Source organism: Pseudomonas sp. GW101-3H06, from assembly GCF_059424605.1.
Window position 1 is genome coordinate 4367286 of record NZ_JBWKZO010000001.1, and the last position, 13062, is coordinate 4380347.

A 13062-nucleotide genomic window follows, 5' to 3' on the forward strand; every position below is an offset into this window, starting at 1 on the left:
AAAACAATTCGAGTGAAGTCATGAACATGCCAATTGCCCAATCCGTGCTTGATCCTGTGCTGGACCCGCTGGAAACCGCCAGCGTCGACGAACTTCGTCAGCACCAGCTCGAACGCCTGCGCTGGAGCCTGAACCACGCCTACAACAACGTGCCGCTGTACCGTCAGCGCTTCGACGCGCTGGGCGTGCACCCGGATGACATCAAGTCCCTCGACGACCTGGCGAAATTCCCGTTCACCACCAAATCCGACCTGCGCGACAACTACCCCTACGGCATGTTTGCCGTGCCGATGCACGACATCGTGCGCCTGCACGCGTCCAGCGGCACCACCGGCAAACCGACCGTCGTCGGCTACACCCAGAACGACATCGACACCTGGGCCAACGTCGTGGCCCGTTCGATCCGCGCGGCGGGCGGGCGTCGTGGCGATAAAGTGCACATTTCCTATGGCTACGGCCTGTTCACCGGCGGCCTCGGCGCGCATTACGGTGCCGAGCGCCTGGGTTGCACGGTGATCCCGATGTCCGGCGGCCAGACCGAAAAACAAGTGCAGCTGATCAAGGATTTCCAGCCGGACATCATCATGGTCACGCCGTCCTATATGCTCAACATTGCCGATGAAATCGAGCGCCAGGGCATCGACCCGCACAAACTGGCCCTGCGCCTGGGCATTTTCGGCGCCGAACCATGGACCGCCGAACTGCGCAGTGCCATCGAGCAACGCCTGGGCATCACCGCCCTGGACATCTACGGCCTCTCGGAAATCATGGGGCCGGGCGTCGCCATGGAATGCGCCGAAACCAAGGACGGCCCGACCATCTGGGAAGACCACTTCTACCCGGAAATCATCGACCCGGTCACCGGTGAAGTGCTGCCGGACGGTCAGATGGGCGAACTGGTGTTCACCTCCCTGAGCAAAGAAGCCCTGCCGATGATCCGCTACCGCACCCGCGACCTGACGCGCCTGCTGCCGGGCACCGCACGGCCGATGCGCCGCATCGACAAAATCACCGGACGCAGCGACGACATGCTGATCATCCGCGGGGTCAACGTGTTCCCGACGCAGATCGAGGAGCAGGTGCTGAAAATCAAACAACTTGCCGAGTGTTATGAGATCCATCTGTATCGCAATGGCAACCTGGACAGCGTTGACGTGCACGTCGAACTCAAGGCTGAACATCAGCACCTGAGCGACGAACAGCAGAAGGCCGTCTGTGGCGAGTTGAGCAAGCACATCAAGACCTACATCGGCATCAGTTCGCGGATCGTCCTGCAGCCTTTCCACTCGATCAAGCGCTCCGAGGGCAAGGCTTGCCACGTGATGGACAAACGCCCTAAAGCATGACTGCTGCACCCCTTTGAGCCCCGCTGACGCGGGGCTTTTTTGTCTTCACGCATTACCGGGAAAGACGCTCTTGATCTTCATGAAAAAGAATTCGCTCACACTTTGACGCCGTGACGCAGCGTTCGGATGGGTCTTGCTCTCACGTGGCGCTTACCGGATAGATTGCGTGGGCAAGAGTCGGAAATCCTTCAATAAAGTGGTCCAGGTTCACCCTGCTGCTACCGGGGCCGGGGCGAATCCAGGATCATGCTGACGCGGATTTCCATCTGAACTCATTGATACTGGCTTCTTCTTCCGACTGTCCCCCACTCAAGAAGACGACTACCGGCACGGCAGCTGGCACCGTCCTCGTCGCTGCCCCCCCTGCGCCGGATTGCCCGTCGCTAAAGCCGCTGGCCGCATACGCGTCCGAGAACGCGCGGATAAACTCGTCCCGGAATGTCTTTGTCTCCCCAGGGTCCAGTCCCTTCCACTTTGCATCGAGAAACTCAATCGCCGGCTCCCGTCGGTTGACGTTCACTGCGTTGGAGTATTCCAACCCGGCTTGTCGCGCCAACTCGGTAATTGCGCTAAAGAGTATGCGCGCTGGCAGATTCGAAATTCTGACTGTAGACATGATGTCTGCTCCTCATCCTCTTAAGTTTGCATGGCAACCGCCACTCACCCTGATCTGACTATTGGGTGACCGTTCACGCCTTTCGCATTGAGCGTCCGTGTGGCGCCGCGTTCATTGGACCTCGCCTGAAACGTTCCGGGAGCCTTTTTCTTTCATCCTGAGTCCGTTGAACCACCCCGAGTCAGCCTACCGGACTTGGTACGGATTATTTGCTTTCTCCACAGAATCGATAACTGTCAAACATGACAGCCCTTTAGAACCATTCGAAATGCCCGCCCTGTTTTTATGCCCCTTCCCTGCCCTGAGTGCACCTTCCTCGCGATGGGCGTCAACGATGACACTGACTGCCTGATACCCCGCGCAGCGATCTGTGGCTCATCGCAAGCAGGCTCGCTCCTGCAGGGGATCAACCAAAATCACCCTTTGCGCGACAACGCCCTGCGCACACCCTCGGTGTCCAGCCCCTCGCTTGCCGCCTCGGCGGGAGCCTGCACCTGGGTCGGGGTTTCAACCTGAACGGGAAGTTCAAACTGCATCGAGATCATCTGAACCTGGCGTTAGGACAGGTCAATACCCGTTGCCTGCAGCATGGCTTCAAACGGGTTGGCCTGCGGTTGCGCGGGATTGGCCGCCGAGGAGCTGAGCTTGCCAAGAAAGGCGTTCAATTCGCTGATCAGCCGTTTCTTGCGCCGGGAACCCCGAAAGCACGCGAAGCATAGATAGGCAAACGCCGCAATCATCCCCAGCCCGAAGGTGACAAACCCGGCGATGATCAATCCCGTCACGATCATCACCATCCGCCAGTTGAACGGTGTCGGTTCCAGCTCGGAACCCCAACCCGCCCTTCCATACGTCAGAAGCGATACAAAAATACATGCGACACGATTTTTTATGTTTGATATTAATTTCTGTATCGCTTATAAAGTTCTCCATGCCCTCGAACAGATTCACGGCGGGAGACCCCCATGTACGCACAGCTAGTAGAAACAGGCGTAAAACGCATAAAAGACCTGTCGGAGATGTCCGAACAGGAGCGCGCTTTCCAGGAAAAAATCGATTCAGAAATCAAGATCGAAGCCAAGAACTGGATGCCAGATGCCTACCGGCAAACCCTGATCCGGCAGATTTCCCAGCACGCTCACTCCGAAATCGTCGGCATGCTGCCTGAAGGCAACTGGGTCACCCGCGCACCATCGCTCAAACGCAAACTGCAGTTGATGGCCAAGATCCAGGACGAGGCCGGTCACGGTCTGTACCTGTACAGCGCCATGGAAACCCTGGGTGCCGACCGCGATGAAGAAATCGACAAGCTGCACAGCGGCAAGGCCAAGTACTCGAGCATCTTCAATTACCCGACGCTGAACTGGGCGGACATGGGCGCGGTGGGCTGGCTGGTGGACGGTGCGGCAATCGTTAACCAGGTCGTATTGCAACGCACCTCCTACGGCCCTTACTCGCGGGCGATGATCCGCATCTGCAAGGAAGAGAGCTTTCACCAGCGCCAGGGCTACGAAATCCTCCTGACCATGATGCGCCACGGCACTCAGGCGCAAAAAGACATGGTCCAGGACGCAATCAACCGCCTGTGGTGGCCGTCGCTGATGATGTTCGGCCCGAGCGACGAACACTCGCCCAACAGCGCTCAGTCCATGGCCTGGAAGATCAAGCGCCAGAGCAACGATGAACTGCGCCAGCGCTTCATCGACCAGACCATCCCGCAGCTGGAGCTGCTGGGCTGCACCTGCCCCGATCCGGACCTGAAGTGGAACGCCGAACGCGGCCACTACGACTTCGGCGAAATCCAGTGGGACGAATTCTACGAAGTGCTCAAAGGCAATGGCCCGTGCAACCAGGAACGCGTCGCCACCCGCCGCAAGGCGATTGAAGACGGCGCCTGGGTTCGCGAAGCCGCCGTCGCCCACGCCCGCAAAAAACAAAACAAGAACGCCGCCTGATTCGGCCACCTGATGTGGAGTAACTGAAATGTCCGAGTGGACCCTTTTCGAAGTCTTCGTGCGCAGCAAGCACGGCCTCAACCACAAGCACGTCGGCAGCGTGCACGCCGCCGACACCACCATGGCCATCGAGAACGCGCGTGAGCTGTACACCCGTCGCAGCGAAGGCGTGAGCCTGTGGGTCGTGCCATCGGCGCTGATCACCGCCTCGTCGCCGGATGAAAAAGACCCGCTGTTCGACCCGTCGGACGACAAGGTTTACCGCCATGCCAGCTTCTACGAGCTGCCGGCCGAAGTCGGGCACATGTGAGGTCGACCATGAATAACAAGACCGATCTGATCGAATACTTGCTGCGCCTGGGCGACAGCGCCCTGATCCAGGGCCAGCGCCTGTGCCAGTGGTGCGGCAAGGCCCCGGCACTGGAAGAAGAGCTGGCGCTGATGAACGTCGGACTCGACCTCGTCGGCCAGGCCCGCAACTGGCTGGACTACGCCGCCGAATTGCTGGACGACGGCCGCGACGCCGATGACCTGGCGTTCCGCCGCGACGAACGTGCCTATCGCAACCTGCTGCTGGTGGAACAACCCAACGGCGACTACGCGGTGACCATCCTCAAGCAGTTCCTCTATGACGCCTGGCACCTGCCAGTCCTCCAGGGCCTGAGCCAGTCCAGCGATGAGCGCATCGCCGGCATCGCCGCCAAAGCGGTCAAGGAAGTCACCTATCACCTGCGCCGCTCCGGCGAGTGGGTCGAGCGTCTGGGCGACGGCACCGAGCAAAGCCACAAACGCATGCTCGCGGCGATCCCCGAGGTCTGGCGTTTCACCGTTGAACTGATCGCCGCCGATGACAGCGAACAGCGTCTTTGCGAAGCCGGTGTCACGCCGGGCATCGCCAGTGTGGCGGCGCAATGGCAAGCCAAGGTCAACGACATCTTCGCCAGCGCCACCCTGCCCGTTCCGGCTGCGCCCAGCTATTTCTACCTGAATGCGCGCAAGGGCCTGCACACCGAGCATTTGGGCATTCTGCTGGCCGAGATGCAGTTCCTGCCACGAGCGTACCCCGATGCAACCTGGTGAGCTGATTGCCAGCGACCTCGGCGCCCGGCCGGCACAACCGACCGACCTGGCTGCCGCCTGGGCGATCCTGGCCGAGGTCATGGACCCGGAAGTGCCGGTGGTCAGCGTGGTGGACCTGGGCATCGTCCGCGATCTGGACTGGCAGGCCGGGCACTTGCACGTGGTGGTCACCCCGACCTACTCCGGCTGCCCCGCCACCGAAGTGATCGAGGGCGATATCCGTGAGGCGCTGGAGCAGGCCGGTTTTCGCGCGCCGAATCTGGAGCGCCGCTTGACCCCGGCCTGGACCACCGACTGGATCAGCGACAGCGGCCGTGAACGCCTGCGTGCCTATGGCATCGCGCCGCCCGAAGGCAGCACCAGCAAGCGCAGCCTGCTCGGTGAAAGCCCGGTGATCGTCTGTCCGCAATGCGGCAGCGCCCACACCGAGGTGCTCAGCGAGTTCGGCTCCACCGCGTGCAAGGCGCTGTACCGCTGCGTCGATTGCCGGGAACCGTTCGACTATTTCAAGTGCATCTGAGCGGCGTCGGCCGTCCAGCTGGAGAACAACAATGAGCAAATTTCACAGCCTGACCATCAAGGACGTACGCACCGAGACCCGTGACGCGGTGTCCATCGCCTTCGAGATTCCGCAGGACCTGCAAGACAGTTTCCATTTCACCCAGGGTCAGCACCTGGTGATGCGCACCCAGCTGGACGGCGAAGAAGTGCGCCGCTCCTACTCGATCTGCACCGGCGTCAATGACGGCGAACTGCGGGTCGCGGTCAAGCGCGTGGCCGGCGGCCGTTTTTCCGCGTTTGCCAACGAGCAACTGAAGGCCGGACACAGTCTGGAAGTGATGCCGCCCGCCGGGCATTTCAGCGTCGAACTTGATCCGGCTCGCCATGGCCAATACCTGGCCGTCGCGGCGGGCAGCGGCATCACGCCGATCCTGTCGATCATCAAGACCACCCTGCAAACCGAGCCTCACAGCCGCGTCACTCTGCTGTACGGCAACCGCTCCAGCTCCGGCGCACTGTTTCGCGAGCAGCTTGAGGACTTGAAGAACCGCTACCTGCAACGCCTGAACCTGATCTTCGTGTTCAGCCGCGAGCAGCAGGATGTGGACCTGTACAACGGCCGGATCAACGCCGAGAAATGCGAGCAATTGTTCAGCCGTTGGCTCGATGTAAAAGCCCTCGACGCTGCCTTCATCTGCGGGCCGCAGGAAATGACCGAAACCGTGCTCGACAGTCTCAAGGCCAAGGGCATGGCACCGGAACGCATTCACTTCGAACTGTTCGCCGCCGCCGGCAGCCAGCAAAAACGCGAAGCCCGCGAGGCCGCGCGGCAGGTGGATTCGGCGGTCAGCCAGATCACCGTGATCAGCGACGGCCGCGCCCTGGCCTTTGACCTTTCGCGCAACAGCCAGAGCATCCTCGACGCCGGTAATGCCCAGGGCGCCGAACTGCCTTACTCGTGCAAGGCCGGCGTGTGCTCGACCTGCAAATGCAAGGTCATCGAAGGCGAAGTGGAAATGGACAGCAACCACGCTCTGGAAGACTACGAGGTCGCTGCCGGATACGTGTTGTCGTGCCAGGCCTTCCCGATCAGCGACAAGGTAGTGCTGGATTTCGACCAGCTCTGAAACCCACACCGCCAAATCCTGTGGGAGCGAGCCTGCTCGCGAAGACTGAGCATCAAGCAACATCAATGTTGAATTTGATGGCCTCTTCGCGAGCAGGCTCGCTCCCACAGTTAACCCATAGCTGCCACCAACTCACTGTTCATCCCACAACAAAAACAAGAGAACAACCATGAGCCCTCAAGACATAGAACTCATCCGCCAACACCCGGATTTCATCCAGCTGGTTCGTCGCAAACAGAAGCTGTACTGGTCGCTGAGCCTGACCATGTTGGTGATCTATTACGGCTTCGTACTGCTGGTGGCGTTTTCCCCCTCCACCCTCGGCCAGTCCCTGAGCGGCGGTGTGACCACCGTGGGCATGCTGGTGGGTGTCGTCATCGTCGGGCTGGCCTTTGCGCTGACCGGTTTCTATGTCTATCGCGCCAACAACGTGATCGACCCGCTGAATGAAAAACTCAAGCAGGAGTGCGCACGATGAGCCGCCTTCTCGCGTTGTTCCTGCTGCCGCTGGCAGCGGTGACGGACCTGGCGGTGGCTGCCGAAGGCGCCGCCCGCCCCTTGAACTGGAACGCCATCGGCATGTTCCTGGTGTTCGTGCTGTTCACCCTCGGCGTGACGCGCTGGGCGGCATTGCGTACCCGGTCGGCCAGTGATTTCTACACCGCTGGCGGCGGCATGACGGGCTTCCAGAACGGCCTGGCGATTGCCGGCGACATGATCTCGGCCGCGTCCTTCCTGGGCATTTCCGCGATGATGTTCCTCAACGGCTACGACGGCTTGCTCTATGCCCTGGGCGTTTTGGCCGGCTGGCCGATCATCCTGTTCCTGATCGCCGAACGCCTGCGCAATCTGGGCAAATACACCTTTGCCGACGTAGTCTCTTATCGCCTGGAGCAGACGCCGGTGCGCCTGACCTCGGCCTTCGGCACCCTGACTGTGGCGTTGATGTACCTGGTGGCGCAGATGGTCGGCGCCGGCAAGCTGATCGAATTGCTGTTCGGCATCGACTACCTCTACGCCGTGATGCTGGTCGGCGTGTTGATGGTGTTCTACGTGACCTTCGGCGGCATGCTCGCCACCACTTGGGTGCAGATCATCAAAGCAGTGATGTTGCTGTTCGGCACCAGTTTCATGGCGTTCATGGTGCTCAAACATTTCGGGTTCAGCACCGAAGCAATGTTTGCCGGCGCCACCGCGGTACACGCCAAAGGCACCGCGATCATGGCGCCCGGCGGCTTGCTGTCGAACCCGATCGACGCGATTTCCCTGGGGCTGGGCATGATGTTCGGCACCGCCGGCCTGCCGCATATCCTGATGCGTTTCTTCACCGTCAGCGATGCCAAGGAAGCGCGTAAAAGCGTGTTCTACGCCACCGGTTTCATCGGCTACTTCTACCTGCTGCTGATCATTGTCGGCTTTGGCGCGATCGTCATGGTCGGCACCGATCCGTCATACCGCGACGCGACTGGCGCGATCATCGGCGGCGGCAACATGGTCGCCGTGCACCTGGCTCAGGCGGTCGGCGGCAACCTGTTTCTCGGCTTCATTTCGGCGGTGGCCTTCGCCACCATTCTGGCGGTGGTCGCCGGACTCGCGCTGTCCGGCGCCTCGGCGGTATCCCACGACCTGTATGCCTGCGTGATGCGCAAGGGCCAGGCCAGTGAACAGCAAGAGATGCGCGTCTCGCGAATCGCCACGCTGTGCATTGGTGTATTGGCGATCATCCTCGGCCTGCTGTTCGAATCGCAGAACATTGCCTTCCTCTCGGGTCTGGTGCTGGCCATCGCCGCCTCGGTGAATTTCCCGGTGCTGTTCCTTTCGATGTACTGGAAAGGCCTGACCACCCGTGGCGCTGTCCTCGGCAGTTTGTCCGGACTGGTCTCGGCGATTGTGTTGCTGGTGCTGAGCCCCGCGGTGTGGGTCAACGTGATGCATCACGACAAGGCACTGTTCCCGTACTCCAACCCGGCGCTGTTTTCCATGAGCCTGGCGTTCTTTAGTGCATGGCTGTTTTCCGTCACCGACACCTCGCCCCGAGCAGCCCTTGAGCGTGGCCGTTATCTGGCGCAGTTCATCCGCTCAATGACCGGCATCGGTGCCACCGGCGCCAGCAAACACTAAACGACGACCGATCAGTTGGCTGGGAACAAAAATAATGAAACCCGCACGTACCACGTCTTGTGAATCACTGTTTTCGCTGGCCGCCGCATTGAGTCTGCCCATGATCACCCCCAGCGCCATGGCCGACTTCATCGGCGACAGCAAGGCCCGCATTGATATGCGCAATCACTACATCAACCGCGACTTCCGTCAGGACAACGCGCCGCAATCCCGGGCCGAAGAATGGGCTCAGGGATTCACTGCGCGCATCGAGTCCGGGTTCACCGACGGCACCTTCGGTTTCGGTCTCGACGCACTGGGCGAACTGGGGATCAAGCTCGACTCCAGTCCCGACCGTCGTGGCACCGGGCTGCTGCCGTTTGGCCCACAGAGCCATGAGCCGGACGACGAGTACAGCGAGCTGGGCCTGACCGGAAAATTGCGGGTATCCAAAAGCGTGTTGAAACTCGGCACCCTGCAGCCCTTATTGCCAGTGGTGACTTACAACGACACACGCCTGTTGGGTTCGACCTTTGAAGGTGGCTTGCTGACCAGCCAGGAAATCGACGGCCTGACAGTGAATGCCGGACGCCTGACCAAGGCCAACCTGCGGGACTCCTCCAGCAACGATGACATCGGCTTCGGTGCCGCCACCAGCGATCACTTCGACTTCGGCGGTGGCAGCTACGCGTTCAGCCCGCAACTGAATGTGAGCTACTACTACAGCAAGCTCGACCAGATCTATCGCCAGCAATTCGCCGGACTGGTGCATACGCAACCGTTGGGTAATGGCTTCAACCTGCGCAGCGACCTGCGTTATTTCGACAGCCGCGGCGACGGCGCCGAGCAGGCCGGGCGCATCGACAACCGTAACTTCAACGGCATGTTCACGGTGTCCCACGGTGCCCACAAGGTCAGTGCCGCCTACCAGCAATTGTCCGGCGACAGCGCGTTTCCGTTCCTCAACGGCGGCGATCCGTACGTGGTCAACCTGGTGACTTTCAACACCTTTACCCGCGCCGACGAGGATTCCTGGCAGCTGCGTTACGACTATGACTTCGCGGCGCAAGGCATTCCCGGCCTGACCTTCATGTCCCGCTACACCGACGGCCGCCACGTCAAGGCGGGCAGCGTCGACAACGGTCGCGAATGGGAGCGCGACACCGATATCAGCTACGTCATCCAGAGCGGTGTGTTCAAGAACGTCAGCCTGCGCTGGCGCAACGTGACCTTCCGTTCTGGCAATGGCTTGACTACCGCCCTCGATGAGAACCGGCTGATCGTCGGTTACACCTTGGCGCTTTGGTAATTCCGAAAGGGCGCGGTCACGGTCGCGCCACAACCCCTCATAACCAGGAGCAATCGTGATGTCCTCTTCACCTGCACTGCATGCCCCCACCCTGCAAAGTTTCATCGCCGGCCGCTGGATCGGCCAACAAGGCGCGCAGATCCTGCGCAGCGCCATCGACGGCCATGAAATCTTCCGCACCCATGAAGAGCGCCCGGACTTCGCCGAAGCCATCGAACACGGCCGCCGCCAAGGCGTCAGCGGCCTGATGGCCCTGGACTTCCAGCAACGCGCCCAGCGCCTCAAAGCCCTGGCGCTGTACCTGGCCGAGCGCAAGGAACAGCTCTACGCGATTTCCCACCACAGCGGCGCGACCCGTGCCGACAGCTGGATCGACATCGAAGGCGGCAACAGCACGCTGTTCACCTACGCCAGCCTCGGTTCCCGCGAGCTGCCGTCGGGCAACGTCGTACACGAAGGCCCGGCGCTGCAACTGAGCAAAATGGGCACCTTCGCCGGCACCCACATCCTGGTGCCACGCGGTGGCGTGGCGGTGCACATCAACGCCTTCAACTTCCCGATCTGGGGCATGCTGGAAAAATTCGCCCCGAGCTTCCTCGCCGGTATGCCATGCATCGTCAAGCCCGCCAGCGCCACCAGCTACCTGACCGAAGCCGTGGTGCGCCTGATGGACGAATCCGGCCTGCTGCCGACCGGCAGTCTGCAGCTGATCATCGGCGGCACCGGCGACCTGCTTGATCGCCTGCAAGGCCAGGACGTGGTGACCTTCACCGGCTCTGCCGACACCGCCGCCAAGCTGCGGGTCAACCCGAACCTGATTCGCAACTCGGTGCCGTTCACCGCCGAAGCCGACTCGCTGAACTGCGCGATCCTTGCCCCGGATGTCACCCCGGATGACGAAGAATTCGAGCTGTTCATCAAGGAAGTCGCCGGGGAGATGACCACCAAGGCCGGGCAGAAATGCACCGCCATCCGCCGCGCCATCGTCCCGGCCAAGCACATCGATGCAGTGGCCACACGCCTGCGCGATCGTCTGGCCAAGGTCGTGGTCGGCGACCCGTCGGTGGAAGGCGTGCGCATGGGTTCGCTGGCGTCCCACGATCAGCAGAAAGACGTGGCCGAGCGCCTGGAAATGCTATTGCAGAGCAGCGACCTGCTGTTCGGTGCCCGCGATGGTTTCGAACCCCGTGGCGAGAACGTCGACAAGGGCGCGTTCTTCGCCCCGACCCTGTTGCAGGCCCGCGATCCGCACGCTGAAGGCGGTGCTCACGACATCGAAGCATTCGGTCCGGTCAGCACCTTGATGGCGTACGACGATCTGGACGAAGCCCTGGCCCTGGCCGCACGCGGCAAGGGCAGCCTGGTGGCCAGCCTGGTCACCAAAGACCCACAAATCGCGGCCAAAGCCGTACCGGTCGCCGCTGCACTGCACGGCCGTCTGCTGGTGCTGGACCGCAACTGCGCCGGCGAATCCACCGGTCACGGCTCGCCGCTGCCACAACTCAAGCATGGTGGTCCGGGTCGTGCCGGCGGCGGTGAAGAGCTTGGCGGCCTGCGCGCAGTGAAGCACTACCTGCAACGCGCGGCGGTACAAGGTTCGCCGACCATGCTCGCGGCGGTTACCGGCGAATACGTACGCGGCGCCAAGGTCATCGAAACGGAGGTGCACCCGTTCCGTCGCTACTTCCAGGACCTGCAGATCGGCGAGTCGCTGCTGACCCACCGTCGCACCGTCACCGAGGCGGACCTGGTGAACTTCGGCTGCCTGTCGGGCGACCACTTCTACATGCACTTCGACGACATCGCGGCCAAGGAATCACAGTTCGGCAAGCGCATCGCCCACGGCTACTTTGTACTGTCGGCCGCGGCAGGCCTGTTCGTGTCCCCTGGCGTCGGGCCGGTGCTCGCCAACTACGGCCTCGACACCCTGCGCTTCATCAACCCGGTGGGCATCGGCGACACCATCCAGGCCCGCCTGACCTGCAAACGCAAGATCGACCAGGGCAAAAAGAGCCCGCAAGGCATCCCGCAAGGGGTGGTGGCGTGGGATGTGGAAGTGACCAACCAACTCGGAGAGTTGGTGGCCAGTTATGACATTCTGACTCTGGTAGTGAAGCGCGAAGACTGATCCTCATCCGGCATCGCTGTCGGATGTAATGGCCCCATCGCGAGCAGGCTCGCTCCCACAGGGATTGAGGTGATTCAGGCGACTATTGGTGTAGGACATTTCTGTTTTTCCTAGGCTTCGGTCATGCCCGTTGTGCCTGACCCACAACTCAATCCCCTCTTTTTGCGGATGTAAGTTCCACAGGTCCTAGGACATTTCCGGGCAAGGTCTTCGGAGATTTCCTTCGAATTGTGGCGATTTGCGTGAACTGGTTTGGAAGGCGCTCAATCGATAGTCTTTGGGGGTCACTGAAATTCAGTGATGGGGTGTAGGAACCTCGAGATTCCCTAGTACCACGTTGGCGCCAGTTACCTGGTTTGCGGCCGCTCAAATGCGTCCGTACTATCAGCTGCGGCGGCTATGTACGGGCACGCTTAGGCGTGGTCGAGGTGCTAGGGACTCGATATTCCTACCCCGTACATGGCTGCCACCCTGGCCCGTAGGAAGGCTTTTGGTAGCTCCGTTTTTCCCTTCTCTAGAGTCCAAAAGCATGAAAACCATTCATCCTGATCCCCCCTACGAAAAACCAACCCCACACCCCGACAACCGCTTCATGGCGTTGACCGGCAACTGCACCGACATGCCCACCCTCTTCGTCGACACCCACGCACCGCTCGACATCCTGATGGACGCCGCCAATTACCGAATCCGCGCCGTCACCCAGGTCCTGGAAAACCTGTCCATGCGCGGCTCGATCGAGTGCGAATCCTTTATTCTCAGCGACTTTTCATTGCTTTGCGCCATCCCGTTGCGCGATGGCTGTGATGTGCTGGATGTGGTCGGGCGACGGTTGCGGGCGCGCTGACCAGCCCTGCGGGACCCCCCTTGTGGGAGCGGGCTCGCTCCCACAGGGTTATCGGT

At 61.2% G+C, this 13062-nt stretch carries 13 protein-coding genes; 11 read left to right on the forward strand and 2 right to left on the reverse strand.

Annotated features, from left to right (window positions below; genetic code table 11):
• Window positions 1-20: 20 nt before the first annotated feature.
• The gene (gene paaK / locus AC07ZE_RS19965) at window positions 21-1346 is read left to right on the forward strand and encodes a phenylacetate--CoA ligase PaaK (RefSeq protein ID WP_137808249.1); all 1326 of its coding nucleotides are present in this window, start codon (window positions 21-23) and stop codon (window positions 1344-1346) included.
• A gap of 244 nt (window positions 1347-1590) precedes the next feature.
• On the opposite strand, the gene AC07ZE_RS19970 is transcribed toward paaK, so the two are convergent.
• Both AC07ZE_RS19970 and AC07ZE_RS19975 read right to left on the reverse strand, forming a co-directional pair.
• On the reverse strand, window positions 1591-1962 hold the full coding sequence (locus AC07ZE_RS19970) for a class I fructose-bisphosphate aldolase (protein ID WP_207266330.1): 372 nt from the start codon (window positions 1960-1962) through the stop codon (window positions 1591-1593).
• A gap of 557 nt (window positions 1963-2519) precedes the next feature.
• Entirely contained in the window at window positions 2520-2747 is a 228-nt protein-coding gene (locus AC07ZE_RS19975) for a hypothetical protein (RefSeq protein WP_207266331.1), read from the reverse strand.
• 180 nt (window positions 2748-2927) lie between these two features.
• Between AC07ZE_RS19975 and paaA the strand changes: the two genes are divergently transcribed.
• From paaA to AC07ZE_RS20025, 10 genes are all read left to right on the forward strand, one after another.
• A complete protein-coding gene (paaA, locus tag AC07ZE_RS19980; protein WP_207266332.1) occupies window positions 2928-3917 on the forward strand; it encodes a 1,2-phenylacetyl-CoA epoxidase subunit PaaA in 990 nt (329 codons plus the stop codon).
• A gap of 28 nt (window positions 3918-3945) precedes the next feature.
• Window positions 3946-4227 carry a 1,2-phenylacetyl-CoA epoxidase subunit PaaB gene (gene paaB, locus AC07ZE_RS19985; RefSeq protein WP_007943393.1) on the forward strand — a complete coding sequence of 94 codons (282 nt, stop codon included), beginning with the start codon at window positions 3946-3948 and terminating at the stop codon, window positions 4225-4227.
• 8 nt (window positions 4228-4235) lie between these two features.
• On the forward strand, window positions 4236-4997 hold the full coding sequence (paaC, locus tag AC07ZE_RS19990) for a 1,2-phenylacetyl-CoA epoxidase subunit PaaC (protein WP_207266333.1): 762 nt from the start codon (window positions 4236-4238) through the stop codon (window positions 4995-4997).
• The gene (paaD, locus tag AC07ZE_RS19995) at window positions 4984-5517 is read left to right on the forward strand and encodes a 1,2-phenylacetyl-CoA epoxidase subunit PaaD (RefSeq protein ID WP_137808246.1); all 534 of its coding nucleotides are present in this window, start codon (window positions 4984-4986) and stop codon (window positions 5515-5517) included. The genes paaC and paaD overlap by 14 nt, the downstream gene beginning before the upstream one ends.
• A gap of 31 nt (window positions 5518-5548) precedes the next feature.
• Window positions 5549-6625: a 1,2-phenylacetyl-CoA epoxidase subunit PaaE gene (paaE, locus tag AC07ZE_RS20000; protein ID WP_207266334.1), complete on the forward strand. Its 1077-nt coding sequence runs from the start codon at window positions 5549-5551 to the stop codon at window positions 6623-6625.
• Between the two features lie 169 nt (window positions 6626-6794).
• The gene (locus AC07ZE_RS20005; RefSeq protein ID WP_207266335.1) at window positions 6795-7103 is read left to right on the forward strand and encodes a DUF485 domain-containing protein; all 309 of its coding nucleotides are present in this window, start codon (window positions 6795-6797) and stop codon (window positions 7101-7103) included.
• Window positions 7100-8746: a cation acetate symporter gene (locus AC07ZE_RS20010; RefSeq protein ID WP_207266336.1), complete on the forward strand. Its 1647-nt coding sequence runs from the start codon at window positions 7100-7102 to the stop codon at window positions 8744-8746. Before AC07ZE_RS20005 ends, AC07ZE_RS20010 begins: the two co-directional genes overlap by 4 nt.
• A 34-nt stretch (window positions 8747-8780) precedes the next feature.
• Window positions 8781-10034: an OprD family porin gene (locus AC07ZE_RS20015; protein ID WP_207266337.1), complete on the forward strand. Its 1254-nt coding sequence runs from the start codon at window positions 8781-8783 to the stop codon at window positions 10032-10034.
• Between the two features lie 58 nt (window positions 10035-10092).
• A complete protein-coding gene (gene paaZ, locus AC07ZE_RS20020; RefSeq protein WP_207266338.1) occupies window positions 10093-12162 on the forward strand; it encodes a phenylacetic acid degradation bifunctional protein PaaZ in 2070 nt (689 codons plus the stop codon).
• Window positions 12163-12691: 529 nt separating this feature from the next.
• Window positions 12692-13006, forward strand: a complete 315-nt coding sequence (locus AC07ZE_RS20025) for a hypothetical protein (RefSeq protein WP_207266339.1) — start codon at window positions 12692-12694, stop codon at window positions 13004-13006.
• Window positions 13007-13062: the final 56 nt, after the last annotated feature.

What these genes read in the sequence shown, in the direction of transcription:
- paaD (WP_137808246.1), top strand. Translation starts at nt 4,984, where the DNA reads ATGCAACCTGGTGAGCTGATTGCCAGCGACCTCGGCGCCCGGCCGGCA.
- paaC (WP_207266333.1), top strand. Translation starts at nt 4,236, where the DNA reads ATGAATAACAAGACCGATCTGATCGAATACTTGCTGCGCCTGGGCGAC.
- paaZ (WP_207266338.1), top strand. Translation starts at nt 10,093, where the DNA reads ATGTCCTCTTCACCTGCACTGCATGCCCCCACCCTGCAAAGTTTCATC.
- AC07ZE_RS20005 (WP_207266335.1), top strand. Translation starts at nt 6,795, where the DNA reads ATGAGCCCTCAAGACATAGAACTCATCCGCCAACACCCGGATTTCATC.
- AC07ZE_RS20015 (WP_207266337.1), top strand. Translation starts at nt 8,781, where the DNA reads ATGAAACCCGCACGTACCACGTCTTGTGAATCACTGTTTTCGCTGGCC.
- paaA (WP_207266332.1), top strand. Translation starts at nt 2,928, where the DNA reads ATGTACGCACAGCTAGTAGAAACAGGCGTAAAACGCATAAAAGACCTG.
- paaK (WP_137808249.1), top strand. Translation starts at nt 21, where the DNA reads ATGAACATGCCAATTGCCCAATCCGTGCTTGATCCTGTGCTGGACCCG.
- AC07ZE_RS20010 (WP_207266336.1), top strand. Translation starts at nt 7,100, where the DNA reads ATGAGCCGCCTTCTCGCGTTGTTCCTGCTGCCGCTGGCAGCGGTGACG.
- AC07ZE_RS19970 (WP_207266330.1), bottom strand. Translation starts at nt 1,962, where the DNA reads ATGTCTACAGTCAGAATTTCGAATCTGCCAGCGCGCATACTCTTTAGC.
- paaE (WP_207266334.1), top strand. Translation starts at nt 5,549, where the DNA reads ATGAGCAAATTTCACAGCCTGACCATCAAGGACGTACGCACCGAGACC.
- paaB (WP_007943393.1), top strand. Translation starts at nt 3,946, where the DNA reads ATGTCCGAGTGGACCCTTTTCGAAGTCTTCGTGCGCAGCAAGCACGGC.
- AC07ZE_RS20025 (WP_207266339.1), top strand. Translation starts at nt 12,692, where the DNA reads ATGAAAACCATTCATCCTGATCCCCCCTACGAAAAACCAACCCCACAC.